The sequence below is a fragment of the Actinoplanes sp. NPDC026619 genome (assembly GCF_040638295.1).
Classification (GTDB): domain Bacteria; phylum Actinomycetota; class Actinomycetes; order Mycobacteriales; family Micromonosporaceae; genus Actinoplanes.
In genome coordinates, this window is sequence record NZ_JBEZYA010000015.1 from 31922 (window position 1) to 56544 (window position 24623).

A 24623-nucleotide genomic window follows, 5' to 3' on the forward strand; every position below is an offset into this window, starting at 1 on the left:
ACCGGTGGTTGTCCTGCAGCACCTGCGCCGCGTCCGATGGGCGGTGCGCGCCACGTTGATCCTGGGCGTGGCCGCATCTGTCGTCGCCAACGTCCTGCACGCCCTGGACAACCCGATCAGCCAGGCCATCGCCGCCTGGCCACCGCTCGCCCTGCTGCTCACCGTCGAGCTGATCTCCCGCGTCCCGGTGCACCGCCGCTGGCTGGCCGCGGCCCGCCTGATCGCCACCGCCACGATCGCCGGCATCGCCGCCTGGGTCTCCTACTGGCACATGGTCGGCGTGGCCGCCCGCTACGGCGAGACCGGCGCCTCCCCCTACCTGCTCCCGCTGTCGGTCGACGGCCTGATCGTCGTGGCCAGCATCTGCCTGGTCGAACTGGGCGGCCGGATAACCACCCTGGAACGCGACGACGCCACTCCAGCCGCCGCGGTCGCGGAGCCGGCCATCCCCGGCCTGATCCCCACCCCGACCATTGCCCCCGCCGCCCCGGACCCGTCCTGGGCCACGCACCAGGCCGCCACAGCTGGCGCCCCGGCAACCGGGGCCCGCTCAGGGTCGCCTCTTCGCCGCCGGGCGCTGGAAGAGGCGGCGGCCGCGCTGCCTCGCGCCAACGGCGCCGACACCACCGGGTTCAACCCGGCGCTGACCCGGCAGGCCCGGCCACCGGTTACCTCCGGTCGTGCCGTTCCCGCCCAGCGTGGCTCGGCGGCCGTCAAGGCCGCTGCGATTCCCGCGCAACGCACCTCGGCCACCGTCAAGGCCGACGCCGCGGCCGCGCAACGCGGCTCGGCCACCGTGAAAGCCGGCGCCGGACGTGGCGGCGGCAACGGCCGTTCCGGCGGGGACGGCCCACCGCGTATCGAAAAGAAAGAAAAAGCCCGACGCAGCCCGACCGAAACGGTGGCCATTGCCGCCCGGCTGAAAGCGGATCGCCCGGCCCTCACCGACGCCGAGATCGCCGCCGAACTGGGCATCACTACCTCGCGCCTGCGCGCCGTCCGGCGCGAGGCGCAGGCCGGCGACCACACCCTCGCCGCCTGACTCCCACCTCTACCCGTCCGGGCTCACCGTCGAATGCCCTCACTCGCCGCGATCTTGGAGAGCGTGACCTCTCGCCTCGCGCATGGGGTCCGGGGCGGGCCGGCGCTACGTCGCGAGGCCTAAGTTCTTGCCTCGGGGGACCGAGGCGGTGGCGGCTACCACCGGGGTGGCGTCAGCGGTGGGCAGGGAGACGGTGACCTCCAGGCCGCCGCCGGGCTGGGCTACCGCGGAGACCGTGCCGCCGTGGGCGTCGCAGACGGCTCGGACGATCGACAGGCCCAGGCCGGAGCCGCGGGAGCCGGTGCGTTCCCAGCCGCCGCGGCGGAACGGCTCGAACAGGCCGGGGACGTCAGGCGGCTCGACCTCGTAACCCGTGTTGCCGACCACCAGGCGGGCCTGGCCGTCGACCATGTCGGTGCGCAGCCACAGCTTGCCGAGCAGGTGGTTGTAGCGGATCGCGTTCTCGATCAGGTTGCCGGCCAGGCGGTCGAGCAGGGACGGGTCGCCGACGACGGGGGCCGGCTGGAGATCCGTGGTGACCTCGAGCTTGAGGCGTTCGGCCTCGGGCTTCACCGCGGACAGCGCGTTGGTCACGCTCATCGACAGGTCGGCCGGGACCTTGCGGGCCAACCGGCGGCCGGACTGCGCCTCCGACCGGGCCAGCACCAGCAGCGCGTCGACCAGGCCGTTCGCGCGCTCGGAGGCGTTGCGCACGACCTTGGCCATGCGCCGGTACTCGGCCACGTCGGCCTCGTCGTCGCTGAGCGTCACGTCGATCTCGGTGCGCATCACGGCGAGTGGGGTGCGCAGTTCGTGCGAGGCGTTGGCCACGAAGCGTTTCTGTGACTCGAACGCGCCGGCCAGCCGGTCGAGCATCGCGTCGAAGGTGCGGGCCAGCTCGGCCACCTCGTCGTCGGCGCCGGAGTAGCGGATGCGCTGGTCGAGCGTCTCTTCGCCGAGCCGCCGGGCGGTCTGGGTGACCTTGTGCAGCGGGCGCAGGGCCCGGCCGGCCACCGCGTAGGCCCCGGCGATGCCGATGATGCCGATCGCGAACAGCGCCACCAGGCCCTTGACCAGCACCTCGCGGGAGGCGCGCTGGACGAGGGCGGTCTGCCAGGCCAGCGCGTCCTGGGTGACGCCGTTGCGCAAGGTGACCGTCGAGTCGGCCTGGAGCTCGTTGACCGGGTGCATGGCGTCGCTGACGAGCAGCCAGGCGAGCAGCACCAGGATGGCGCCCGCGCCGACCAGCAGGATGCCGTTGAGCAGGGTGAGCCGCAGTCGCAGGGTGGGTCGCAAACTGAGCGACAGCTTGCGGTTGCTGCGCCCGAGATAGACGGTCATGAGAGTCCGACCGGTTCGGGCACTCGGTAGCCCGCGCCGACGACGGTCTCGATCAGTGGCGGATCGCCGACCTTCTTGCGCAGGGTCATCACGGTCACCCGGACCGTCGTGGTGAACGGGTCGGTGTTCGCATCCCACACCCGTTCCAGCAGCTCCTCGCTGGAGACCACGCCGCCACGCGCCTTGAGCAGCTCCTCGAGCACGCCGAACTCCTTGTTGGTGAGCTCGAGCGGCACCCCGCCGCGGGTGACGACCCGGCGGGTCTGGTCGAGCACCAGGTTGCCGACGGTGAGCACGGGCGGGGCGACCGGGGTGGCGCGGCGGCCGAGCGCCTGCACCCGGGCCACCAGCTCCTCGAAAGCGAACGGTTTCGGGAGGTAGTCGTCGGCGCCGAGCTGCAGGCCCTCGACCCGGTCGGCGACCGTGACGCTGGCGGTCAGCATCAGCACCCGGGTGAGCGCGCCCGACTCGACCAGGGCCGCGCAGATCTCGTCGCCATGCATGCCGGGCAGGTCGCGGTCGAGGACGACCACGTCATACCGCGTCACATATGCCATCTCATGGCCCTGCAGGCCGTCGTAGGCGACGTCGACCGCCATCCCCTTGCGTCGCAGACCTCGTGCGATCGCGTCGCAGAGGTTCCGCTCGTCTTCCACCACCAGCACGCGCACCGCAGACCCTCCGTCGCCGACCCGGGCACCCAAGCCTCCCCGACCAGGTGTGAAGAGGCCGTAAGCGAAGGTTACCGAAGGGGCCACACCGCGTACGAGGCGTCGATCAGCCGGCAGACGAGCACCGGCGCCGTTTCGCCGGTGGAAGCGCAGTCGCCGGAGACCCGGTCGGCACGGCCCAGGTAGTCGATCCGGCGGGTGGCCGGGTCGAGCAGCCCGTAGTAGATCCGGTAGGTGCCGTGCTCGTCGGTCTTGCCGTAGAGCAGCCCGTCGCCGGCCGGGCCGAGCCCCTGCCAGTCGCCGAAGTTGCCGAGCGCCCGGCCGGTGGCCGGGTCGATCACGAAGAGGGAGGGGTCCTCGGCGCCGGCCCCGGACAGCAGGTAGGGCCCGTACGGCTCGGCGTACGCCCACCGGTCGGACCGCCACACCTCGGCGCCGGTGGCCGGGTCGAGGGCGGTCATTCCCTGCTGCTGCTGGAACGTGCAGATCACCGGCCCGCAGTCGATCTCCATCCAGCTCTGCGACAGGTCGGCGGCGGTGTGCCAGAGCCGGTCCAGGCCGGGCAGCCGGTACGCGTCGTAACCGGCGCCCACGTCCACCAGGATCAGGTCGCCGATCGGCCAGATCAGCCCGGTGGCGCGGCCGGCGACCGCGGGCACGACGACGGACGCGATCGGCCGCCCGGTGTGCGCGTCCCAGGTCCGCAGCTGCCCGGAGTCGGTGATCAGCATCAGCCAGCGCGGATAGCTCCCGGCTTGGCTGCCGGCCTCGGTGAGCACCCCGTCCGCCGAGTTCGGCACCTGCCAGCGCAGCGCCCCGGTTCGCAGGTCGACGGCGAGCTCCCCGGTGGCATCGGCGAGCAGCGCGATTCCGTCGGCCGGTGAGGTGGCGACGAGCCGGGCGGTGCGCCGCCACAGCGCGCTGCTCGCACCGGCGGTCTGCGCCACCACGCCCTGGCTGCCGTCCGCGTCGAACTGGTAGCCGACCACGATCACGTCGCCCACCTGGGTGACTCCGGTGACGGCGCCGGCCACCGCGATGGTGGTGCGGCCGGTCAGCCGGGCCTCGGGCAGCCGGTAGCTGCTGACCACCCGGTTCTGCACGGTCTCCTGCGGGCCGGTCTCCTGCGCGCCCGAGCCGACCAGGAACAGCCGATCGCCGTCGAGGTAGGTGGTGTCGCCGAGCCGGGCCGGGATGATCGCGGGCGGCCGTGGCGGCGGGTGATGTGCGGCCCCGGCCGGCAGCGCGACCAGGACGAGGGAAACGGCGCCGAGCACGGCGCGGTAGGGCACCGGCCGCTTCCGAACCGGTGTCTCCGCCTGCTCGGGCACCTCACCGAGATCGATCAGCGCCATCTACATCATTCTGCGCCGCCGATCGTCAGGGACGGTACGCCCAGATCTCCAGGCCGTCGTTGCCCCGGCACAGCACGTACGCGTGGTTGGAGCTGCACTCGCTGACCGGTCCCGCGCTGGCCCCGAGCACCTGCACCTTGTCGCGGTCGGCGAGCACCACCCCGAACGCGCTGCGGCCGGCGGACAGCGCCTTGCGCAGCATGATCGGCGAGCCGGTGGCGCCGGTGATCTCGGCGTTCCAGCCGGCCAGGTCGACCCGGACGGCGCCGGTGACCGGATCGGCGAGCCGGATCGGCGCGAGGGCGTTGGCGTGCGACTCGATCACGTAGCCGCCGACCAGGTCGAGGTCGGCGGTGGCGGGCGCCCGCCACCGCGTGCGGCCGGTAGCCGGGTCGAGCACGTCGAGCGCCGCGCGTGGCCCCGAGCAGAGCACCTTGCCGCAGACCGGCGGGTCGAGCAGCACCTCGGGGGTGGCGCGCTGCCAGAGCCGGGCGAAGGTGTCGGGCGCGTAGACGACGTCCAGATCGGCCGAGCCGGACTGGCCGTAATAGATGAGGACCATGCCCTCGACGAGCTCGCCGCCGACCGGGCGGTCCGCGCCGATCTTCGGCAGGGTGATCTGACGCCGGATCGCGCCGGTGCCGCCGTCGATCCGCTCCAGCCGGTCGGAGGCCACCACGATCAGGTCGGCCCCGCTGGTCAGCACGTTGACCGAGCCGGGCAGCGCGGTCGTCCACCGGGTGTCGCCGCTGACCAGGTCGATGCCGCGCACCTCGGTGCGGACCGGCGGCTCGACGTGCGGCTGGCCGGTGGATGAGAAATAGAGCAGACCCGGGTCGCCGGAGTCCTGGTCGTAAAGAGTGCCGTCGCGGAACACCTGGTTCTGCGCGATGCCGACGTGCCCGCCGGGCAGCGGGGTGATGGCGACCTCGGACTGCCAGCGGATCCGCCCGGTCGCCGCGTCCACGACGGTGGTGGCCGGCCCGTCGCTGAGCAGCACGGTGCCGCCGGACTGCCGGGCGTCCACCCCACCGAAGCCGACGTCGTCCGGCCCGATCACCCGGCCCGGGTAGCGCACCGTCCACAGCTCGTGCGGCTTCGGCTCCAGCGCGAAGGCGGTGGTGACCCGCTCGCCGCCGGACCCCGAGATCGTGTAGATGCGGTCGCCGACCAGCCGGGACTGGGTCTCGGCCCCGCCGGGCGGCGGCACCGCGCCCAGGTAACGCCAGAGGGTGGAGCCGCCCGGCGCCGCGCCGCCGAGGGCGCACACGAGCACCACGGCGAGAATCAGGCCGGCGAGCCGGTAACGGTAGGCGGGCGGGGGCGCGGTGGGCGTCTGGTCGGGCCGGGCGGTCAGGTCCAGCTCGATCAGCGCCAAAGCCCTACCCTTCCTGGTACGCCCAGACCACCAGCTCGCCGTACATCGTCCGGCAGATCAACCGGGTCGGCGCCGCCTGGCAGTCGCCGGTGCCGGATGGCAGCGCGGCAAGCAGGCGCGGTCGCAGGTCGCCCGGCTGGGCGACCGCGACCATGCTACGGGCTCCGTCGTCGACCGACCGGATCAGCAGCAGCCAGCCGTCCGAACCGGTGCCGGCGACCGGGCGCCAGCCGTCGAGCGCCACTCGGACCGCGCCGGTCGCCGGGTCGATGACCCCGACCGGGTCGGTGTCGTCGGATCCGCCGTACGCGACGAGCATCTTCCCGAACGCGACGACACTCTGCCACCCACGATGCGACCAGCGCTGGTCGCCGGTGGCCGGGTCGATGGCCCGCACCCCGTCCGGCCCGGCCAGGCAGGCCAGCAGGCCGCACGGCTCGACCTGGTAGGCGTTGCCGGCCGGCTCGGCCCACAGCTGCCGCAGCGTCACCGGGTCGTACGCGGAGATCTCCGGCCCGACCGTGCCGGGGTGCCGCAGCAGGACCAGCCCGCCGACGACGACCGGGTTGCCGGGGTTGTAGTCGGCGGCCGGCACCGTGGTCGAGGCCAGCCGCCGCCCGGTGTCCAGGTCGTGCACGGCGAGCGTGCGGTCGTCGTGCACGAGCAGCATGCGCGACCCCTCGTCGGCGGCGCCGGGCACGCCGAGCAGCACGGCCGTGGACGGCACCGGCACGGTCCACCTGGTGTCGCCGGTGAGCGGGTCGATCGCCTCGATCGACCCCTGCACCCGGCGGCCGGTGCCGGTGAGGCTGCGCACCGAGTTGATGGCGAGCAGGGTCTCGGAGCCGGCCACCGTCACGACGTCGCCGGACCGCTCCCACTCGGAGGCGCCGGTGGAGGCGGAGACGGCGGTGGTGGACGGATCGCCCGCGCCGACGATCCAGGGCCGCATCAGCACCAGCCCGCCGCCGAGCCGCAACCGGTAGGCCGGTGTCGACTGCCCGGCCTGCCAGCGCAGCTGACCGTCACCCAGGCCGTACGAGGTGAGCAGGCCGAAGGTCTGGGCGAGCAGTTGGCCGTCGGCGGTCACCGCGTACGTGTCGGCCGGGCCGATCTGCAGCCGGAAGAGCGGGGTCAGCGGGGGTTTCGCCGGTGCGGCCGAGGCGCCCGCGAACAGCAGCACGAGCGCCCCGAGCAGCGCCACCGGAAACCAGGACGGGAACGTGGATCGCCCGGGTGCCCCGTACGAGGGCGGCTCGCCACGCTCGTAACCGAGGTCGATAACAACCATGCCGCCGTTGTCGCCCATGACCCAAAGGTAACGAGTAGATAACGACGCTGCCCCTCGGCTGCCCCTTATAGCAGCTTTCTAGCCTTTTAGCCGTTCTAACGTGACTTCGTCCACTCGGGACACCCACTCGGTCACGTCCCGGGCGATGTCCTGCGCCGTCAGGCCGAGCGCGGCCAGGATCTCGGCGCGGCTGCCGTGCGGGTGGAAGCCGGCCGGCACGCCGAAGTCGCGCAGCGGGACGTTGACTGCCGAGTCGCGCAGCGCGCTCGCGATCGCGTCGCCGACCCCACCGGCCCGCACCCCGTCCTCCAGGGTCACCACCATGCGATGCTGGCCGGCCAGGCCGATCAGCTCGATCGGCACCGGGCGCACCCAGCGGGGGTCGACCACGGTGACGCCGTAACCCTGCTCGGCCAGCCGGTCGGCCACGTCGAGGCCGAGCCCGGCGAACGAGCCGATCGCCACCAGCAGCACGTCCCGGCTCGCGCCGTCGCGCAGCACGTCGACCTGGCCGAGGCGGCGCACGGCCGGGGTGTCCGGCGCGACCGAGCCGGTCGGGAACCGCACGATCGTCGGGCCGTCGTCGACCGCGATCGCCTCGCGCAGCTCCTCGCGCAGGGTGGCCGCGTCACGCGGCGCGGCGATCCGCAGGCCCGGCACCACGCCGAAGACGCTCATGTCCCAGATGCCGTAATGGCTCGGGCCGTCCGGGCCGGTGATGCCGGCCCGGTCGAGCACGAACGTGACCGGCAGCTCGTGCATCGCGACGTCGAGCAGCACCTGGTCGAACGCGCGGTTGAGGAACGTGGCGTAGACCGCCACCACCGGGTGCAGGCCACCCATCGCGAGGCCGGCCGCGCTGGTGGCGGCGTGCTGCTCGGCGATGCCGACGTCGTAGGCGCGCGCCGGGTATTTCTTGGCGAGTTCCGCGATGCCGGTCGGCTCAGCCATCGCCGCGGTGATGCCGACCACGTCGACCCGCTCGTCGGCGATCTTCACGAGCTCGTCGGCGAAGACGTGCGTCCACTTCACCGACGGCTTGGCCAGCAGCTTTCCGGTCTGCGCATCGAACGCGCCCGGGCCATGGAAGCGGTCGGCGTCATCCTGCTCGGCCGGGCTGTAACCGAAGCCCTTGCGGGTCACCGCGTGCACGATGACCGGCGCGTTGTAGCCCTTGGCCCGGCGCAGCGCCGACTCCATGGCGACGAGGTCGTGGCCGTCGATCGGGCCGATGTATTTGATGCCGAGGTCTTCGAACATCGGCTGCGGGCTGACCGCGTCCTTGATGCCCTTCTTGACCGCGTGCAGCACCTCGTAGGCCGGCTTGCCCACCAGCGGGGTCGAGCCGAGCGCATTTTTCACCAGGTCGAGCACCCGCTCGTAGCCCGGGTTGAGGCGCAGCGTCGACAGGTGGTCGGCCAGGCCGCCGATGGTCGGCGCATAGGACCGGCCGTTGTCGTTCACGACGATGACCAGGCGGTTCTTCGCCGCGGCGATGTTGTTGAGCGCCTCCCAGCACATGCCGCCGGTGAGCGCGCCGTCGCCGACCACGGCCACCGTGTGGCGGTCCTCACCACGCAGCGCGAACGCCTTGGACAGGCCGTCCGCATACGACAGGGCGGTGGACGCGTGCGAGTTCTCGATCAGGTCGTGCTCGCTCTCCGCCCGGGACGGGTAACCGGAGAGGCCGCCACGCTGGCGGAGCAGGTCGAAGCCGTCCTGGCGGCCGGTCACGATCTTGTGCACGTACGCCTGGTGGCCGGTGTCGAACAGGATCCGGTCCCGGGGCGACTCGAACACCCGGTGCAGGGCCAGGGTGGTCTCCACGACGCCGAGGTTGGGCCCGAGGTGGCCGCCGGTGCGCGACACCTTGGCCACCAGGAAATCGCGGATCTCGGCGGCCAGCTGGGTCAACTGTTCGGTGGTGAGGCGCTTGAGGTCACCCGGACAGGTGATGGACGCCAGCAGGCTTTCGCTCATGAATACGAAGTCTATCGGCGCGGCAGCAGGGCGCATGCCACGCGAACGGCCAGTGCGACCTCCTACACACAACCTGCACAAGGCTGAGACCGGACCGTAAGGCATCCTTGCGGCTATGACCGCTCGTCTTCTTCCCGGCGCCCCGGTCGCCGCGGCCGTGCTCGCCGACGTCACCGCCCGTGCCACCCGGCTCCGCGAGCGCGGCGTCACGCCGAGCCTCGCCACCATCCTGGTCGGCGACGACGACGCCAGCGCCGGCTACATCCGGATCAAGCAGAAGCAGGCCACCGAGCTCGGCTTCGACTCGCCGCACCAGCACTTGCCCGCGGACATCACGCAGGAGCAGTTGCACGCGGTGATCGCCGACTTCAACGCGGACAAGTCCGTGCACGGCGTCCTGATCCAATATCCGATCCCCGGCCACCTCGACTACGACGCCGCGCTGCAGACCCTCGACCCCGACAAGGACGTCGACGGCATGCACCCGCTGAACATGGGCCGGCTCGCGGTCGGCATGCCCGGCCCACTGCCCTGCACCCCGGCCGGCATCGAGGCGCTGCTCGCCCACCACGAGATCCCGGTCTCCGGCCGGGAGGTGGTCATCCTGGGCCGCGGCGCCACGCTGGGCCGCCCGCTGGCCATGCTGCTGGCCCAGAAGCGCCCGACCGCGAACGCGGCCGTCACGGTGGTGCACACCGGCGTCAAGGACTGGGCGCGCTACACCCAGCGCGCCGAGATCCTGATCGCCGCGGCCGGCGTTCCCGGCATCATCCAGCCCGAACACGTCCGGCCGGGCGGCGTGGTGATCGGCGCGGGCGTCCGTTACGAGGGCCGCCGCCTGCTTCCCGACGTCGACGAGTCCTGCGCCGAGGTGGCCGGCGCGATCACCCCGCGGGTCGGCGGCGTCGGCCCGACCACGGTCGCGATGCTCTTCCGCAACGTGATCGAGGCGGCCGAGCGAGCCAACTAGTCAGAGAGCCTAGTTAGTAGGTAATCTACCTAGCCATGTTGCATGGCTTCCTCGATCTGTGCCTGCTCGCACTGCTGAGAGAACGACCCGATTACGGGTACGGCCTGGCCCAGCGCCTGGCCACGGCGGGTGTCGCGGACGTTCCGGGCGGCACGCTCTACCCGGCCCTGCTGCGTCTCGAGCAGCAGGGCCTGGCCTCGCCCAGCTGGGGTCCGTCCGAGTCCGGCCCGCGCCGCAAGTACTACGCGATCACCGACATCGGCCGGGCCGAGCTGGACGCCCAGGTGGCCGGCTGGCAGCGATTCCGCGACGGCGTCGACTTGCTGGTCGCGGCGGGTGTCGCGCGATGAGCGGATGGACCGGGAGGTTCGAGGCCGAGCTGGTCAGGCTCGGCGTGCAGCCGGGCCGGGCGCGGCAGCTCACCGATGAGACCGCCCAGCAGGCGGCCGAATGCTCGGCCGAGCCGGACCACCTCTTCGGCCCGGCCCATCTCTACGCCCGGCACTTGCTCTCCGAGCTCAAGACCCCCTCGCTGCCGCTCGAACAGACGACCGGGCCGGTACGACTACGCCTCGCCGGAGTCGGCAAACGCTACCGGCGCCGCACCGTCTTCGATCACGTCGACCTGACCGTCCGGAGCGGCGAGGTCGCCGCGATCGTCGGCGCGAACGGCTGCGGCAAGTCGACCCTGCTGCGCATCTGCGCCGGCCTCACCCGGCCCAGCCACGGCACCGTCCAGCGGGTCCGCCGGGTCGGCTTCGTGCCGCAGGACGCCGGGACGGCCGGTTGGCTCACCGCCGACGAGCACTTCACGCTGTTCGGCGCGGCGGCCGGGATGGCGCCGCGGCGGGCCCGCTCGACCGGCGAGCACCTGGCGTCCCGCCTCGCCTGGCGGCCCGGCGGCGAGCAGCTCACCCAGCACCTCTCCGGCGGCACCCGGCAGAAGCTCAACCTGGTGCTCGGCGAGCTGCACTCCCCTGACCTGCTGTTGCTCGACGAGCCCTACCAGGGCTTCGACCAAGGCACCTACCTGGACTTCTGGCAGCAGGTGCGAGCCTGGCGCGACGCCGGCCGCGCGATCGTGGTGGTCACCCACCTGCTGCACGACCTGCAGCACGTCGACCAGGTCTTCGACCTCGGAGCCAGGGCATGACCGCCTGCACCGAGCGGCACTGCCGCAAGCTGCGCGCCAAGTCCGCAGGCGAGGGCCAGAAGGGCATGCCAAAGGGAGGCACAGCATGACCGCCCTGGTCATCGCGGCGCTCTCGGCCCGCGAGGTCAGCCGGCGGCGCACCGCCCTGGTCCTGGTGATCACCCTGCCGCTCTGGTTCTACCTGGTGCGGCGCGACCTCTCCGGGCAGTCGGTGCGGATGCTGACGCTCGGCATCGGCTGGGCGGTCTCCACGCTCACCCTCTTCGTGGTGAACGCCTCCCGCGGCGTCGACCCCCGCCTGCGGCTCAGCGGCGCCTCCACGGCCGAGGTGATCGGCGGCCGGCTGCTCGCCATGACGGCCGGCGGGGTCGCGCTCGCCGGCGGCTACTGGGTGCTCGCCGTCCTCGACCAGGGCCTGGACCGGCCGGGCGCGGCGGCGCTGATGATGGCGCTCACCGCGGCCGTGGCGGCCCCGCTCGGCGGCCTGGTCGCCGCGCTCCTGCCGCGCGAGTTGGAGGGCGCGCTGGCCCTGCTCAGCGTGTGCGCGGTGCAGATGCTCGCCGACCCGGCCGGGCTCGCGGCCAAGCTCATGCCGTTCTGGTCGGCGCGCGAGATCGGCACCTACGTGATCGACGCGACCGGGCCCGGCGACCTGTGGCGCGGCCTCGCGCACGCCGCGCTGACCTGGCTGATCTGCGCGGGCGGCACCTGGGCGATCTTCGCCTGGCGGCTACGCCTCCCGCGCTACCCCGAGCCCTAGACCGGCTCGAGCAGGGCTACGCACTCGACATGCTGGGTCATCGGGAAGCAGTCGAAGGCGCGCAGCGTGGTGAGCTGGAAGCCCAGGTCGCGGAACGTCTGCACGTCGCGGGCCAGGGCGGCCGGGTCGCAGGCCACGTAGGCGACGGCTCGCGGGCGGGCGGCAGCGATGCCGCGGACCACCTGGGCGCCCGCGCCGGAGCGTGGCGGGTCGAGGACGACCAGGTCGACCGGGCCGGCGACGCGGCGTCGTTGCAGGGCGGTCTCCACCCGTGCCTCGACGACCTCGACCGTCGGCAGGTCGGCCAGGTTGGCGCGGGCCGCGGCGCAGCCCAGCGGGGCCGACTCGACCACCGTGGTGCGGGCTCCGGTGCGGATGGCGAGGGCCGCGGCGAACAGGCCGGCGCCGCCGTAAAGATCCCAGGCGACCTCGCCTTCGGCCGGTCGGAGCAGCTCGACGACGGTTGCGGCGAGCGTCTCGGCGGCGGCCGGGTGGATCTGCCAGAAACCCTCCGGCGGTACGCGCCACTCCCGGCCCGCCGCCACCTCGACCACCTCGGCCGGGCCGGACAGCCGCTGCCGGCCACCCGGGGCGGGGTTGCCGGTGGGGTCGTCGTCGGGCACGCCGGCGCCGGTCGGGGTGGCCAGCACCGCCACGTCGCCGCCGGTGGACGCGGTCGCCTCGATCGCGGCGGCGTCCGGCCACTCGAGCTTCAGCACATCCAGCTCCTGGATGGCGGGGTGGGCGATGCGGCACCGGTCGATCGGGACGATCTCGTGCGAGCGGTGCTTACGCAGGCCGGGCCGGTTGGCGGCGTCGACGGCGTAACGCACCCGGCTACGCCAGCCGAGCAGCCCGCCGTTGCCGAGAAGCTCGGTTCGCGACCCTGCGGTTGGCAACGGCTCCACGCGTACCGGAAAATCGGGCAGGCCGGCCATCCGCCGAAGCTGTTCGCGAACGACGTCGCCTTTCCACCGCAGCTGCGCGTCGCTGGCGACGTGCTGCAGGTCGCAGCCGCCGCAGCCGCCCGGGTGAGCGAAGGGACACGGTGGCTCGACCCGGTCCGGCGAAGCGTCGTGGATCTCGACGGCGTCGGCCCGCAGGTAGGCCTTGTGCCGCTCGGTGATCTCGGCGGTGACCCGCTCACCGGGCAGCGCGTGCCGCACGAAGAAGACCCGGTTGTCCAGGCGCGCCACGCAGTGGCCGCCGTGCGCGGGCGCGCCCACGGTCAGCTCGATGCGGTCGCCCTCGACCAGGTCAAGGCTGGGGTCGGAGATCATTTACCGGCTTCCTGGTCGTCGGCGGGCGGCGGCTCCACCTCGGCGGCACGGGTGCGCGGGCCGCGCCTCGGCACCCGGGCGAGGGCGCTGTCGTAGCGCTCGAGGTCGCGGTCCTGGCTGGACTGCAGCTGCCACGGCACGCTGGTCACCATCACGCCCGGCTCGAACAGCAACCGGCCCTTGATCCGCAGCGCGCTCTGGTTGTGCAGCAGGTTTTCCCACCAGCGGCCGACCACGTACTCCGGCACGAAGACGGTGACCACGTCGCGCGGGGAGCCGCGCCGGACGCCCTTCACGAAGTCGATGATCGGCCGGGTGATCTCGCGGTAGGGCGAGTCGACCACGGTGAGCTGCACCGGGATCTGCCGGCGCTCCCACTCGGCCTGAATGTTGCGGGTGTCCTTGTCGTCGACGTTGACGGTGACCGCGGTGAGCGTGTCCGGCCGGGTGGCCTGGGCGTAGGCGAGGGCTCGCAGGGTGGGCTGGTGCACCTTGCTGACCAGCACCACCGCGTGGTTGCGGCTGGGCAGGATCGGCCGCTCCTCGGTCGGCTCCAGCTCCCGCGCCACCCGGGTGTAGTGCTTGCGGATACCCAGCATCAGCATGTAGAGCGCCACCATCGCGGCGATCGCGATCCACGCTCCGAGCAGGAACTTCGTGACCAGCACGACGATCAGCACGGCGCCGGTGAGGCCCATGCCGAACGCGTTGATCGCCCGGGAGCGTTTCATCCGGTGCCGGCGGACCGGGTCACGCTGGGTGCGCAGCAGCCGGTTCCAGTGCCGGATCATGCCGCCCTGGGAGAGCGTGAACGACACGAACACGCCCACGATGTAGAGCTGGATGAGCCGGGTCGTCTCCGCCTGGAACGCCACCACCAGCACGATCGCGGCGAACGCCAGCAGGATGATGCCGTTGGAGAAGGCCAGCCGGTCGCCGCGGGTGTGCAGCTGGCGGGGCAGCCAGCGGTCCTGGGCGAGGATCGAGCCGAGCACCGGGAAGCCGTTGAAGGCGGTGTTCGCGGCCAGGAACAGGATCAGGGCGGTGACCGCGCCGGTCACGTAGAGCAGCACCGACCCGGCCCCGAAGACCGTCTCGGCCAGCTGAGCCGTGACCGTCTTCTGGTCGTAACCGGGCGGCCCGGAGACGATCTGGGTGGCCTGGTCCTCGACGAACTGCAGGTGGGTCAGCCGGGCCAGCCAGACCATGCCGATCAGCATGACGATCGCGATGCCGCCCAGCAGCATCAGCGTGGTGGCGGCGTTCTTGCTCTTCGGCGGCTTGAAGGCGGGCACGCCGTTGGAGATGGCCTCGACGCCGGTCAGGGCCGCACAGCCGGAGGAGAACGTCCGCAACATCAGGTAGGCGAACGCGAAGCTGGTCAGATGATCATGCTCGGCGGTGATCACCAGGCCGGCGCTCGGCGCCTGCAGGTCCTGGCCGAGCACGAAGACCCGGAACAGCCCGGTCAGGATCATCCCGACCATCACCACGATGAACGCGTACGTCGGTACCGCGAACGCGGTGCCCGACTCCCGCAGGCCGCGCAGGTTGAGCGCGGTCAGGATGGCGATCGCGGCGACCGCGAACGGCACCTTGTGATCGGCCACGAACGGCACCACCGAGCCGAGGTTGTTGACCCCGGACGAGGTCGACACCGCGACGGTCAGGATGTAGTCGACGAGCAGCGCGCTGGCCACCCCCAGCCCGGCCCGCGGCCCGAGGTTGACCGTGGCCACCTCGTAGTCGCCGCCGCCGGACGGGTAGGCGTGCACGTTCTGCCGGTAACTCGCCACCACAGTGATCATCACGACCGCGACGGCGAGGGTGATCCACGGCGAGATGACGAAGGCGCCCGCACCGGCGATCGAGAGGGTCAGAAGGATCTCATCGGGCGCGTACGCCACGCTCGACAGCGCGTCGCTGGCGAAGACGGGGAGTGCGATCCGCTTGGGCAGCAGCGTGTGCTGCAACCGGTCGGAGCGGAACGGTCTGCCCAGCAGCAGCCGCTTGGCGAGGGACGTCGAACTTGCCACGAGTGCCAAGCGTACGGGCGTGTCAGTTGTTGTGTATGCCGCCCCGGGCGTCGCCGGTCGCGGACGCATGGCACGCTCATCCGGTGAGCATTGATCCGGAAGGGCGCGACACGTGCACGTGGTGATCATGGGGTGTGGCCGGCTCGGCTCCACGCTCGCCCAGAAGCTCGAAGAACGCGGCCATTCGCTCGCGGTCATCGACCAGAATTCGGACGCCTTCCGCCGGCTCGGCTCCGACTTCAGCGGCATCACGGTGACCGGCATCGGCTTCGACCGGGACGTGTTGCGCGCCGCCGGCATCGAGCGGGCCGACGCGTTCGCGGCCGTCTCCAGCGGCGACAACTCCAACATCATCTCGGCCCGGCTGGCCCGCGAGACGTTCGGCGTCTCCCGGGTGGTGGCCCGCATCTACGACGCCCGCCGCGCCCAGGTCTACGAGCGGCTCGGCATTCCGACGGTGGCCACCATCCGGTGGGCCGCCGACCGGATGTTCCGGCACCTGGTGCCCGAGGGCACGGTCGAGGTCTTCCGCGACCCGACCAGCGTGGTCGCCATCGTCGAGGTGCCGCTGCACCGCGACTGGGTGGGCCGCACGCTCAAGTCCCTCGAGGAGGAGACCGGCGCCCGGGTGGCCTACCTGATGCGCTTCGGGATGGGGACGCTGGGCACGCCGTCCACCGTCATCCAGGACGGCGACCAGGTCTTCATGCTGGTCTCCGACGACATCGTGTCCGATGTGCTGGACATCGCCGCGGGCTCACAGCCGAGGGAAGGGCACTGACCATGCGGATCGCCATCGCCGGGGCCGGCAACGTGGGCCGGTCGATCGCGCAGGAGCTGATCGGCAACGGCCACCGGGTCATGCTGATCGAGCGGGAGCCTCGCAAGCTGCGGCCGGAGCGGGTGCCGGAGGCCGAGTGGGTGCTCGCCGACGCCTGTGAGCTGTCCAGCCTCGAGGAGGCCGACGTGGCCGGCTGCGACGTCGTGGTGGCCGCCACCGGCGACGACAAGGCCAACCTGGTGCTGTCGCTGCTCGCCAAGACCGAGTTCGCGGTGGCGCGGGTGGTGGCCCGGGTCAACCGGGCCGAGAACGAGTGGCTGTTCACCGAGCAGTGGGGCGTCGACGTCGCGGTCAGCAAGCCACGCCTGATGGCCGCCCTGGTCGAGGAGGCGGTCACGGTCGGCGACCTGGTCCGGCTGATGACGTTCCGGCAGGGCGAGGCCAACCTGGTCGAGATCACGCTGCCCCGGCACGCGCCCTACGAGGGCGAGCCGGTCCGCAACGTGCCGCTGCCGCGCGACGCCGCCCTGGTGGCGATCCTGCGCGGGAAGCGGGTCGTGGTGCCGTCACCGGACGACCCGCTGGAGGCCGGCGACGAGCTGATCTTCGTCTGCACGACCGAGGTCGAAGATCAGATTCGCGCCGTCATCCTCGGCAGCGAGGGCCGCGAACTAGGCGGCTGACGCCTCTGGGGTGCTGGTCACCCGGTGGATGGCCCAGGCGGTGTAGGCGAACGTGGCAGCGTAGATCGGCCAGCTGATCAGGATGCGGACGATGCCGAGCGCGTTCGCCTCGCCGAGGGCCCACAAATAATATTGGATCCCGGCGCGGGCGCACAGCGACACCACCCAGACCAGCGTGAGCCACTGGAAGGTGCGGAAGAGGCGCGCGTTGCCGAACCAGTCCTGGTGCCCCTTGTTCGCCATGATCCCCCACGCGTAACCGATCAGGGGTTTGCGGACGAAGATCGAGACCAGCAGCACCGCGGCCTGACCGAAGGTCAGCAGGATGCCGGGCAGATAGAAATTCTTGGCATCGCCGGTGCGCCAGGCCAGGTAGGCGCCGACCGCGATGCCGAACAGTCCGTTGATCGCGTGCCGGACCGGCTCCTTGCGGATCAGCCGGTAGACCCCGATGCCGATCGCGGACGCCACCGAGCCGGCGATCGCCCAGTAGAGCGCATGCTGCTTCTCCAGGCCCGCCACGGCATCGCCGAGCAGGACGTTGAGCAGGACGAACGCCAGAACTGGCAGACTCGACTCGATGAGGCCGCGCACACCGCCGAGCTGCTCGGCGATCTGCTCGCTCATCGAGGGAAGGGGTTCCTCGACCTCGTGGAGATCGAGTCCTTCGACGACCTCCTCGGCGAGCCGTTCCTCCACGGTTTCGTGCGCGGCGTGACGCGGCTCATTGCCGGGTGTCACCGGGGCGCCTCCAGCTCGTAGTACGGGTTGTAGATGACCTTGCGGTCGTCCCGGATCGCTATCCGGCCACGCGCGGTGAGCTGCCGCCCCGGTTCGATGCCGGCGATCGACCGGCGGCCCAGGAAGACGAGCGTGACCACATCGCTGCCGTCGTAGAGGTCGGCCTCCAGCGTCGGCAGGTTGGTTCGAGGAGTGTACGCCACCGTGCGCAACCGACCCGACACCGAGACGACCTGACCGCGGCTGCACTGACCGGCCGGCATGGCGCCGCACTTGGCGCTCTCCCGCTGCAGGTGCTCGGCGTCGAGCTCGGAGTCGGTGGCGGTCAGCTGTTTGAAGAACTTGCGAAGACCGGTGTGCTCATCGGTCGTCATGACTGCTCCTAGACCCCGCCGGGATGGACGGCACAGTGTGCGCAGGTGCCGTCCCCCCACGGTACGCCGGAAGTGCCCGTGGTGACCTCTGTCACCGGCCGTTGGTTCCGGGCTGCTGCTCCGCCTCGGCTTCCGCCTGCGCCTGCGCCTGCTCGGTCATCTCCTTGGGCAGTTGCAGCGGCAGCGCCTCCCGCACCGGGCGGGCCTCGTTGTCGCGGATCACCACGAGACCGGAGAGCACCTCGCCGAGCGCGCCCTCCCGGCCCGGGTCGGCCGCGGCCGCGCCCTGGTAGAGCGCCCGCACCATCCAGCGCGGGCCGTCGATGCCGACGAACCGCACGTCGGCCGGGCCGTCGGGGGTGTTGACCCGCGCGATCAGCTCGATGCCGTACGTCCCCTGGACCTCGCGCGCGTCCACGCCGTCGGAGGTCATCGCCTCGGCGATCTCGGCGCGCACCTCGCCCCAGATGCCCTCGGAGCGGGGGGCGGCGAAGACGCCGAGCTGGAGCGCGCTCTCGCCGTCGACCAGCACGACCTGCTCGACGCCACCTTCGGGGTTGGCCTGCACCCGGACCTCGACCCCCTCGATCGCGGGGATCTGCAGGCTGCCGAGGTCGAGACGCTGCACGCCCTCGGGGGCATGCTTGGCGTCCCACGGGCCGTGCTCAGGCGCCGCGGGCTCGTCGTCGGCCGCGAGGCTGCGCTCGAGGGCCTCCGACGGCGGAGCGTCCGTCGCTCGCACGTGTTTCGGGCCGCCGCGCTTACGGGAGAACATCACTGCCACCTTCCGTTTCAGTCTTGCGTCTGCCGCGGCGGCAGCGCGTGGTGCCCGCCGGTCGAGCCGGTCCCGCCGGCACCGCGCGCGGTGTCGTCGAGCTCGTCGACCACCTGGAACTCGGCTCGCTCCACCCGCTGGACCACCAGCTGGGCGATGCGGTCGCCGCGAGAGATCTTGACGGTCTTCGCCCGGTCGTGGTTGACCAGGATGACCAGAATTTCGCCGCGGTAGCCGGCGTCGACCGTACCGGGAGCGTTCAGGACGGTCACGCCCAGGCGAGCGGCGAGCCCGGAGCGCGGGTGAACCAGCCCGACATAGCCGTCCGGGATGGCCACCGCGATGCCGGTGCGCACCGCGACCCGGCCGCCCGGGACCAGCTCGGCATCCTCGGCCGCGACCAGGTCGGCGCCCGCGTCCCCGGGGTGCGAGTACGCCGGGAGTGGCAGGTCCGGGTCGAGGCGGCGGATCGGGATGACTACGTCTGGCAAGGCGAACTTCCTCACTGATGCGTCGGCGGGGCGGGAACCAACCCTGCCATCCTGCCGTGCCCGGCCACGGAGGCGCGCCGTACCCTTCCAAGGGTGACACCGGAGTCTCCCGCACGCACGACGGCACCGGCCATCTACACCGAGTGGCTGCGGACATCCGTGTGGGCGTGGCCGGCCGCGCTGGCGGTCGATCTGATCGTGGGCTTCGAGGTGTTGCTGAGCGTCGACGACATGCCGGCCTGGCTGCCGTTCGCCGTCCTGTTGCCGCTGACCGCCGCGGTGCTGCTCTGGGCGGGCCGGATGCGGGTCACGGTGACCGCCGACGAGTTCCTGATCGACGACGCCCGGTTGCCGCTGTCGGCCATCTCCGGCGTGGTGGCGCTGGACGCGGCGGGCAAGCGCGAGGCGCTCGGGGTGGGCTCGCACCCGCTCGCCTTCATCATCCAGCGGCCGTGGATCGGCCCGGCGGTGCAGATCGTGCTCGACGACCCGGCCGACCCGACGCCGTTCTGGGTGATCAGCACGCGGCGACCGGTGGAGCTGGCCACCGCGCTGCTGGACGCGGCTAACCCTCGATGACCTTGGGGCGGGAGCGCTTCAGGTCCCTGCGCACATGCTCGGCCAGGCTCCGGGTGGCCCGCCGGTTGAGGTAACCGGCCACCGCGGCGCCGGTCAGCAGCGGACCCATCGTGCTCAGGCTGCGGCCGAACCGGCGTAGCAGCGTCTTCTGCAGGTCACGGCGTGCGGCCGTGCCCAGCACCGTGGCGACGCCCACGCCGGGCAGCAGCGGGTTGATGCCGCGCTGCTCGGACCACGCCTGGATCAGGGCGAGGGCGCGCTGGCCCTGGCTGCCGGTGACCGGCCGCCCGTAGACCTCGTGCAGCTCGCCCACCAGCTTGAGCTCGATCGCCACCACCGCGACCGTCTCGGCGGCCAGCAGGATGGGTGCGGACAGCAGGGTGGGCGGAGCGATCCACTCGACCGCGGCCACGCTGCCGCCGACCGCGCCGACCCCGGTAGTGGAGCGGGCGGCGTTGCGGATCAGGCGCTCGGCCAGCTCGTCGTCGTCCAGGCCGGGAAAATGCCGGTGCAGCGTCGCCTTGTCCCGGATCGGGACGTGCGGCGCCACGTCGGCGACCACGTCCGCCATCCAGCGCAGCGCGGCACGTGGGCGGAACAGCTGGCCGAGCCCGCGCCGGCGGATGTCGCCGACCAGCCGGCCGAGCAGCTTACGACGGCCGGCCGGTTCCAGATCGTCGGCCGTCAGTGCGGCGACCGTGCGGCTCAGCTCGACGTCGGCGGCGGTCTGCTCGGGTGTCTCGTCGCCGTTTTCCGCCTCGAGATGGTCCGGGTGGCTCATTGTCGTCCTCCCGTCGTGCGGGGCATCAGATTCCGATGCCTGATGCCCGGTGGTGTCCCCTTCCCAAACTCAGGGAACGCCGGCACGCCCGACCGCACGTGCGGCCGGGTGGTGGCGCATCTGCGCGCGAGCGCCCGGTCAGGCACACTCGCGGCAGATCAGATCCCCGTTGCGTTCCGCAGCCAGCTGGCTGCGGTGGTGCACCAGGAAGCATCGGGCGCAGCGGAACTCGTCGGACTGCATAGGCAGCACCTTGACGGTCAGTTCCTCGTCGGCCAGGTCGGCGCCGGGCAGCTCGAAGCTTTCCGCCACCTCAACCTCGTCGACGTCCACTGAGCCCGACTGCGAATCGGCGCGACGGGCCTTGAGCTCCTCGAGGCTGTCCTCGCCGAGGTCGACCTCATCGCGACGCGGGGCGTCGTAGTCGGTGGCCATCGGTTTTCACTCTCCTGTATCGATGAGTCACTTGGCGTTAGTAACGCCTGTGACGAGGTTTCGGTTCCCGCTTCCGCCGGACGATTTCTGACACTTGTGCTGACCTGACGAAACTCCCCCGGCGAGCGCGGAACCATACCGCCGTAGCGGCATGCTTGTACGCGTACAGGCGGCCCATTGTTCCCGATGTGACCGAGGCGACATCAAGGTAGGGGCACAACGCTCTGGATCATCGTCGGCGCGCCGGAACGATTCCCTGTTTCCGCATGCCTGGCGCACAGACGCTAACCTCTCGACAAGCCCGCCACCTGATCTGGAGCCAGTCCCATGAGCTTTGCCCGCGTCCGAGCGCTCGTCGTCGTCGGCGTGCTCGCCGTGGCCGCAATCGTCTTCGTGATCACCGCCTTGGTTCGCGACTCCCAGGGTGGCGCGGCAAGCGGCGAGGACTGCCCGGCCGGCTCCGCGCTCGCTGACGTGACTCTGCCGGATGATCCGGCCGAGGTCACCGTCAAGGTGTACAACGGCACGAACACCGCCGGGCTGGCCGACAGTGTCACGAACGAGTTCAAGAACCGGCGCTTCACCGTACAGAAGCCGGCGGAGAGCAAGACGAAGTTCAAGGGTGTGGCACTCATCCGGTTCGGTCCGGACAGCGTCGGCCGCGCTCAGCTGCTCCGGGCGTACTTCCTGGCCCAGTCGAAGATGGAGTACAACGCCAAGCGCAAGGGCACGCTGATCGACATCGTGATCGGCAGCCAGTTCCGGCAGCTCGCCACCACCACCGAGGTCAACCAGTCGCTGGTCGAGGTGGGCGAGCCGACCCTGCCGCCGGGCTCCTGCATCAAGCCGGCGGTCAAGAAGAAGGACGAGAACTCCTAGGCTTTTTGAAACACGGCCTAGGCGCCACCGGAGGCGTCCAGCTCCACCAGGATGTCGTGCAGCGGGCCGAAGAGCGCCGGCGGGGCGGACACCACCATGTCGAGGCCGGGCGGGGCGCCGGCCAGGCCCGCGACGGTCGCGCCGGCTTCCGTCGCGACGAGGCCACCGGCCGCATGATCCCACGGATTGAGACCCTTCTCGAAGTACGCGTCGAGCAGGCCCTCGCCGACCGCACACAGATCGAGCGCCGCGGCGCCGAACCGGCGGATGTCACGCACCTGGGTGATCAACTGAGCCAGCACGGCGCCCTGGTGGGCGCGTCGCTTGGCGTCGTAGCCGAACCCGGTGCCCACCAGTGACTGGGACAGCTCGGTGCGCTCGGAGCAGCTCAGCCGCCGGCCCTCGCGCCAGGCGCCGCCGCCGAGCGTGGCGGTCCACTCGTCGCCGGTCGCCGCGTTGATCACCACGCCCGCCACGACCACGCCGTCCGCCTCGGCGGCCAGCGAGACCGCGTACTGCGGAAGGCCGTAGAGGTAGTTCACCGTTCCGTCGATGGGATCGAGGATCCAGCGCACCGCGCCGGGCTCCGGAGCGGCCGAATCGCCATACTCCTCGCCGAGCACGCCGTCACCCGGGCGCGCCGAACGCAACGCCTTGATCACTTGACGTTCGACCGCCTTGTCCGCCGCGGTCACGACATCGGTGAGCGTGCTCTTGGTTTCGACGTCGGTGATCGCCTCGGCACGCATGCGGTGGGCTGTCGCGGCCGCCTCCCGAGCGATCGGGAGCGCGATCTCGAGCAACTCGTCGGCCGTCGATGTTGTCCGAATCTCACTCACTTGTCCGCCCTTTCCTCGGCTAACATCCTCTCGCCACACGTCTCCGGCGAGGTCGGCGACCCCCTTGCGGCGTGCTGCGGCGGGAGGATCTCGCCGGACGGCGCTACAATTCACGCCTACCCACCGCTTCGCGGGCGTCAGATGCCCGATCGTTCGCGTCCCGGGGGTCCCCACACCAACATCCGGCCAGCCTCTTCGCCGTGCGCTGCGCTGGGCTCATGGCCGTGCAACTCATCGCCTCCGGAAGGTCTTTCGTGACAGAAGCCCACCAGAACGGTGCCGACGTTCGTTCTCTCACCGAGGCCCTGATCGCCCATGCACAGGGCGCGGGCGGGCAGCTCACGTCGGCGGAGGTCGCTCGCACGCTCGAGTCGGCCGAGGTAAACCCGACCCAGGCCAAGAAGATTCTTCGTGGTCTCGTCGACGCCGGAATCACCGTGGTCGTCGACGGTTCGGCGAGCACTCGCCGGCCCAAGGTCGCCGCGGCTCGCGCCGCAACACCCGCCTCCAAGGCCACCACCGCCAAGGCCGCGCCGGCCAAGAAGGCGGCGCCGCCCAAGCAGTCCCCCGCGGGCGCACCCGCGGCCGCCGGTGCCAAGCCGGGGCCGGCCAAGAAGGCGGCCGCCGCCGGTCCCGCCAAGAAGGCGGTGCCGGGCAAGCCCGGCGAGGAAGGCCCCGCGGACGGCGAGATCGATCCCGAGGAACTCGCGGCCGAGATCGAGGACGTCGTCGTCGAGGAACCGCCCGCGGTGGTGGCGGCTGCCGCCGCCGACGCGGCGAGTTCTGCCACCGACGGCGACTTCGAGTGGGACGACGAGGAGTCGGAGGCGCTCAAGCAGGCCCGGCGTGACGCCGAGCTGACCGCCTCGGCCGACTCGGTTCGCGCCTACCTCAAGCAGATCGGCAAGGTTCCGCTGCTCAACGCGGAGCAGGAGGTCGAGCTGGCCAAGCGCATCGAGGCCGGGCTCTACGCCGCCGAGCGCCTTCGCGCTTGCGAGGAGGGCGAGGAGAAGCTCGAACGGACGATGGAGCGCGACCTGCGCTGGATCGTCCGGGACGGCGAGCGCGCCAAGAACCACCTGCTCGAGGCCAACCTCCGACTGGTGGTCTCGCTGGCGAAGCGGTACACGGGTCGTGGCATGGCGTTCCTGGACCTGATCCAGGAGGGCAACCTGGGCCTGATCCGCGCGGTCGAGAAGTTCGACTACACCAAGGGCTACAAGTTCTCGACGTACGCCACCTGGTGGATCCGGCAGGCGATCACCCGCGCCATGGCCGACCAGGCCCGCACCATCCGCATCCCGGTGCACATGGTGGAAGTGATCAACAAGCTCGGCCGCATACAGCGTGAGCTGCTCCAGGACCTGGGCCGCGAGCCCACGCCCGAAGAGCTGGCCAAGGAAATGGACATCACTCCGGAGAAGGTTCTGGAGATCCAGCAGTACGCTCGCGAGCCGATCTCGCTCGACCAGACGATCGGCGACGAGGGCGACAGCCAGCTCGGTGACTTCATCGAGGACTCCGAGGCGGTCGTCGCGGTCGACGCGGTCTCCTTCTCGCTCCTGCAGGACCAGTTGCAGCAGGTGCTGCAGACGCTCTCCGAGCGCGAGGCCGGCGTGGTCCGGCTCCGCTTCGGCCTGACCGACGGCCAGCCGCGCACGCTGGACGAGATCGGCCAGGTCTACGGGGTCACCCGTGAGCGCATCCGGCAGATCGAGTCGAAGACGATGTCGAAATTGCGACACCCGTCCCGGTCGCAGGTCCTCCGGGATTACCTGGACTAGGTCGTTCAGTCAACACAACGTGTCTGTTTGGTCACCACTCGTACATCGTCGGGTGGTGATCAGACCGTTGTGCAGAAGTGATCGTTGACGTGGCACCCTTGGATCACGGCACACTAGTCGGAACACGTGTGACCTCGGTCCCCCTGAGGCCCCGTGGGAAGGCTGCAACGGTGCAGGGTGTTGCACGATGTGTGAGCAGTAGCCGAGGAACATGTTCATCGGTG

The 24623-nt window shown here is 71.4% G+C and carries 25 protein-coding genes; 10 read left to right on the top strand and 15 right to left on the bottom strand.

The window, feature by feature from the left end; all coding sequences use genetic code 11:
* Positions 1-4: 4 nt before the first annotated feature.
* A complete protein-coding gene (locus AB0E90_RS29305; RefSeq protein ID WP_360412681.1) occupies positions 5-1042 on the top strand; it encodes a DUF2637 domain-containing protein in 1038 nt (345 codons plus the stop codon).
* 105 nt (positions 1043-1147) lie between these two features.
* On the opposite strand, the gene AB0E90_RS29310 is transcribed toward AB0E90_RS29305, so the two are convergent.
* The 6 genes from AB0E90_RS29310 to dxs all read right to left on the bottom strand — a co-directional run bounded on the left by AB0E90_RS29310 (position 1148) and on the right by dxs (position 9058).
* Positions 1148-2383: a HAMP domain-containing sensor histidine kinase gene (locus tag AB0E90_RS29310; RefSeq protein ID WP_360412684.1), complete on the bottom strand. Its 1236-nt coding sequence runs from the start codon at positions 2381-2383 to the stop codon at positions 1148-1150.
* Positions 2380-3054: a response regulator transcription factor gene (locus AB0E90_RS29315; protein ID WP_360412687.1), complete on the bottom strand. Its 675-nt coding sequence runs from the start codon at positions 3052-3054 to the stop codon at positions 2380-2382. The genes AB0E90_RS29310 and AB0E90_RS29315 overlap by 4 nt, the downstream gene beginning before the upstream one ends.
* Before the next feature lie 71 nt (positions 3055-3125).
* Entirely contained in the window at positions 3126-4409 is a 1284-nt protein-coding gene (locus tag AB0E90_RS29320) for a hypothetical protein (protein WP_360412691.1), read from the bottom strand.
* 25 nt (positions 4410-4434) lie between these two features.
* Positions 4435-5787, bottom strand: a complete 1353-nt coding sequence (locus AB0E90_RS29325; RefSeq protein ID WP_360412694.1) for a PQQ-binding-like beta-propeller repeat protein — start codon at positions 5785-5787, stop codon at positions 4435-4437.
* A gap of 4 nt (positions 5788-5791) precedes the next feature.
* On the bottom strand, positions 5792-7096 hold the full coding sequence (locus AB0E90_RS29330) for a PQQ-binding-like beta-propeller repeat protein (RefSeq protein ID WP_360412697.1): 1305 nt from the start codon (positions 7094-7096) through the stop codon (positions 5792-5794).
* A 60-nt stretch (positions 7097-7156) separates the two neighbouring features.
* Positions 7157-9058 (bottom strand): 1-deoxy-D-xylulose-5-phosphate synthase, encoded by a 1902-nt coding sequence (dxs, locus tag AB0E90_RS29335; protein WP_360412700.1) that lies wholly within the window; start codon positions 9056-9058, stop codon positions 7157-7159.
* Positions 9059-9173: 115 nt separating this feature from the next.
* On the opposite strand from dxs, the gene AB0E90_RS29340 reads away from it, so the two are divergent.
* From AB0E90_RS29340 to AB0E90_RS29355, 4 genes are all read left to right on the top strand, one after another.
* Entirely contained in the window at positions 9174-10028 is an 855-nt protein-coding gene (locus AB0E90_RS29340) for a tetrahydrofolate dehydrogenase/cyclohydrolase catalytic domain-containing protein (protein ID WP_360412703.1), read from the top strand.
* Positions 10029-10063: 35 nt separating this feature from the next.
* The gene (locus AB0E90_RS29345; RefSeq protein ID WP_360412706.1) at positions 10064-10378 is read left to right on the top strand and encodes a PadR family transcriptional regulator; all 315 of its coding nucleotides are present in this window, start codon (positions 10064-10066) and stop codon (positions 10376-10378) included.
* Positions 10375-11181 carry an ATP-binding cassette domain-containing protein gene (locus AB0E90_RS29350; protein WP_360412709.1) on the top strand — a complete coding sequence of 269 codons (807 nt, stop codon included), beginning with the start codon at positions 10375-10377 and terminating at the stop codon, positions 11179-11181. Before AB0E90_RS29345 ends, AB0E90_RS29350 begins: the two co-directional genes overlap by 4 nt.
* An 85-nt stretch (positions 11182-11266) precedes the next feature.
* Positions 11267-11941, top strand: coding sequence for a hypothetical protein (locus AB0E90_RS29355; RefSeq protein WP_360412712.1), 675 nt, complete (start codon positions 11267-11269; stop codon positions 11939-11941).
* Here the strand turns inward: AB0E90_RS29355 and AB0E90_RS29360 are convergent.
* Together AB0E90_RS29360 and AB0E90_RS29365 are read right to left on the bottom strand one after the other, a co-directional pair.
* Positions 11938-13221, bottom strand: coding sequence for a TRAM domain-containing protein (locus AB0E90_RS29360; protein WP_360412715.1), 1284 nt, complete (start codon positions 13219-13221; stop codon positions 11938-11940). The two genes, AB0E90_RS29355 and AB0E90_RS29360, sit on opposite strands and share 4 nt — an antisense overlap.
* A complete protein-coding gene (locus AB0E90_RS29365; protein WP_360412718.1) occupies positions 13218-15257 on the bottom strand; it encodes an APC family permease in 2040 nt (679 codons plus the stop codon). The genes AB0E90_RS29360 and AB0E90_RS29365 overlap by 4 nt, the downstream gene beginning before the upstream one ends.
* 118 nt (positions 15258-15375) lie before the next feature.
* Between AB0E90_RS29365 and AB0E90_RS29370 the strand changes: the two genes are divergently transcribed.
* The gene (locus tag AB0E90_RS29370; RefSeq protein ID WP_360413357.1) at positions 15376-16038 is read left to right on the top strand and encodes a TrkA family potassium uptake protein; all 663 of its coding nucleotides are present in this window, start codon (positions 15376-15378) and stop codon (positions 16036-16038) included.
* Positions 16035-16721: a TrkA family potassium uptake protein gene (locus tag AB0E90_RS29375; protein ID WP_360413360.1), complete on the top strand. Its 687-nt coding sequence runs from the start codon at positions 16035-16037 to the stop codon at positions 16719-16721. The genes AB0E90_RS29370 and AB0E90_RS29375 overlap by 4 nt, the downstream gene beginning before the upstream one ends.
* Here the strand turns inward: AB0E90_RS29375 and AB0E90_RS29380 are convergent.
* The 4 genes from AB0E90_RS29380 to dut form a co-directional block, all read right to left on the bottom strand.
* Positions 16710-17462 (bottom strand): DUF3159 domain-containing protein, encoded by a 753-nt coding sequence (locus tag AB0E90_RS29380; protein WP_360412721.1) that lies wholly within the window; start codon positions 17460-17462, stop codon positions 16710-16712. The two genes, AB0E90_RS29375 and AB0E90_RS29380, sit on opposite strands and share 12 nt — an antisense overlap.
* A complete protein-coding gene (locus tag AB0E90_RS29385; RefSeq protein ID WP_360412724.1) occupies positions 17459-17836 on the bottom strand; it encodes an OB-fold nucleic acid binding domain-containing protein in 378 nt (125 codons plus the stop codon). Before AB0E90_RS29385 ends, AB0E90_RS29380 begins: the two co-directional genes overlap by 4 nt.
* 91 nt (positions 17837-17927) lie before the next feature.
* The gene (locus AB0E90_RS29390) at positions 17928-18611 is read right to left on the bottom strand and encodes a DUF3710 domain-containing protein (RefSeq protein ID WP_360412727.1); all 684 of its coding nucleotides are present in this window, start codon (positions 18609-18611) and stop codon (positions 17928-17930) included.
* Between the two features lie 17 nt (positions 18612-18628).
* A complete protein-coding gene (dut, locus tag AB0E90_RS29395; protein ID WP_360412730.1) occupies positions 18629-19102 on the bottom strand; it encodes a dUTP diphosphatase in 474 nt (157 codons plus the stop codon).
* Positions 19103-19195: 93 nt separating this feature from the next.
* Between dut and AB0E90_RS29400 the strand changes: the two genes are divergently transcribed.
* On the top strand, positions 19196-19681 hold the full coding sequence (locus tag AB0E90_RS29400; protein WP_360412733.1) for a DUF3093 domain-containing protein: 486 nt from the start codon (positions 19196-19198) through the stop codon (positions 19679-19681).
* Here the strand turns inward: AB0E90_RS29400 and AB0E90_RS29405 are convergent.
* A complete protein-coding gene (locus tag AB0E90_RS29405; protein ID WP_360412736.1) occupies positions 19668-20462 on the bottom strand; it encodes a hypothetical protein in 795 nt (264 codons plus the stop codon). The genes AB0E90_RS29400 and AB0E90_RS29405 overlap by 14 nt on opposite strands.
* A 138-nt stretch (positions 20463-20600) precedes the next feature.
* Positions 20601-20897, bottom strand: a complete 297-nt coding sequence (locus AB0E90_RS29410; RefSeq protein WP_360412739.1) for a DUF4193 domain-containing protein — start codon at positions 20895-20897, stop codon at positions 20601-20603.
* A 327-nt stretch (positions 20898-21224) separates the two neighbouring features.
* Between AB0E90_RS29410 and AB0E90_RS29415 the strand changes: the two genes are divergently transcribed.
* Entirely contained in the window at positions 21225-21776 is a 552-nt protein-coding gene (locus AB0E90_RS29415; protein ID WP_360412742.1) for a LytR C-terminal domain-containing protein, read from the top strand.
* A gap of 17 nt (positions 21777-21793) precedes the next feature.
* Here the strand turns inward: AB0E90_RS29415 and AB0E90_RS29420 are convergent, their stop codons facing one another.
* A complete protein-coding gene (locus AB0E90_RS29420; protein WP_360412745.1) occupies positions 21794-22615 on the bottom strand; it encodes an inositol monophosphatase family protein in 822 nt (273 codons plus the stop codon).
* A gap of 254 nt (positions 22616-22869) precedes the next feature.
* Here AB0E90_RS29420 and AB0E90_RS29425 point away from each other — a divergent pair, with 254 nt between their 5' ends.
* Entirely contained in the window at positions 22870-24399 is a 1530-nt protein-coding gene (locus AB0E90_RS29425; protein WP_360412748.1) for an RNA polymerase sigma factor, read from the top strand.
* Positions 24400-24623 lie beyond the last annotated feature (224 nt).

Excerpts from the sequence above, each read along its gene's own strand:
- AB0E90_RS29310 (WP_360412684.1), bottom strand. The coding sequence starts at position 2,383 with ATGACCGTCTATCTCGGGCGCAGCAACCGCAAGCTGTCGCTCAGTTTG.
- AB0E90_RS29320 (WP_360412691.1), bottom strand. The coding sequence starts at position 4,409 with ATGGCGCTGATCGATCTCGGTGAGGTGCCCGAGCAGGCGGAGACACCG.
- AB0E90_RS29330 (WP_360412697.1), bottom strand. The coding sequence starts at position 7,096 with ATGGGCGACAACGGCGGCATGGTTGTTATCGACCTCGGTTACGAGCGT.
- dxs (WP_360412700.1), bottom strand. The coding sequence starts at position 9,058 with ATGAGCGAAAGCCTGCTGGCGTCCATCACCTGTCCGGGTGACCTCAAG.
- AB0E90_RS29340 (WP_360412703.1), top strand. The coding sequence starts at position 9,174 with ATGACCGCTCGTCTTCTTCCCGGCGCCCCGGTCGCCGCGGCCGTGCTC.
- AB0E90_RS29345 (WP_360412706.1), top strand. The coding sequence starts at position 10,064 with ATGTTGCATGGCTTCCTCGATCTGTGCCTGCTCGCACTGCTGAGAGAA.
- AB0E90_RS29350 (WP_360412709.1), top strand. The coding sequence starts at position 10,375 with ATGAGCGGATGGACCGGGAGGTTCGAGGCCGAGCTGGTCAGGCTCGGC.
- AB0E90_RS29355 (WP_360412712.1), top strand. The coding sequence starts at position 11,267 with ATGACCGCCCTGGTCATCGCGGCGCTCTCGGCCCGCGAGGTCAGCCGG.
- AB0E90_RS29360 (WP_360412715.1), bottom strand. The coding sequence starts at position 13,221 with ATGATCTCCGACCCCAGCCTTGACCTGGTCGAGGGCGACCGCATCGAG.
- AB0E90_RS29385 (WP_360412724.1), bottom strand. The coding sequence starts at position 17,836 with ATGACGACCGATGAGCACACCGGTCTTCGCAAGTTCTTCAAACAGCTG.
- AB0E90_RS29390 (WP_360412727.1), bottom strand. The coding sequence starts at position 18,611 with ATGTTCTCCCGTAAGCGCGGCGGCCCGAAACACGTGCGAGCGACGGAC.
- AB0E90_RS29405 (WP_360412736.1), bottom strand. The coding sequence starts at position 20,462 with ATGAGCCACCCGGACCATCTCGAGGCGGAAAACGGCGACGAGACACCC.
- AB0E90_RS29410 (WP_360412739.1), bottom strand. The coding sequence starts at position 20,897 with ATGGCCACCGACTACGACGCCCCGCGTCGCGATGAGGTCGACCTCGGC.
- AB0E90_RS29415 (WP_360412742.1), top strand. The coding sequence starts at position 21,225 with ATGAGCTTTGCCCGCGTCCGAGCGCTCGTCGTCGTCGGCGTGCTCGCC.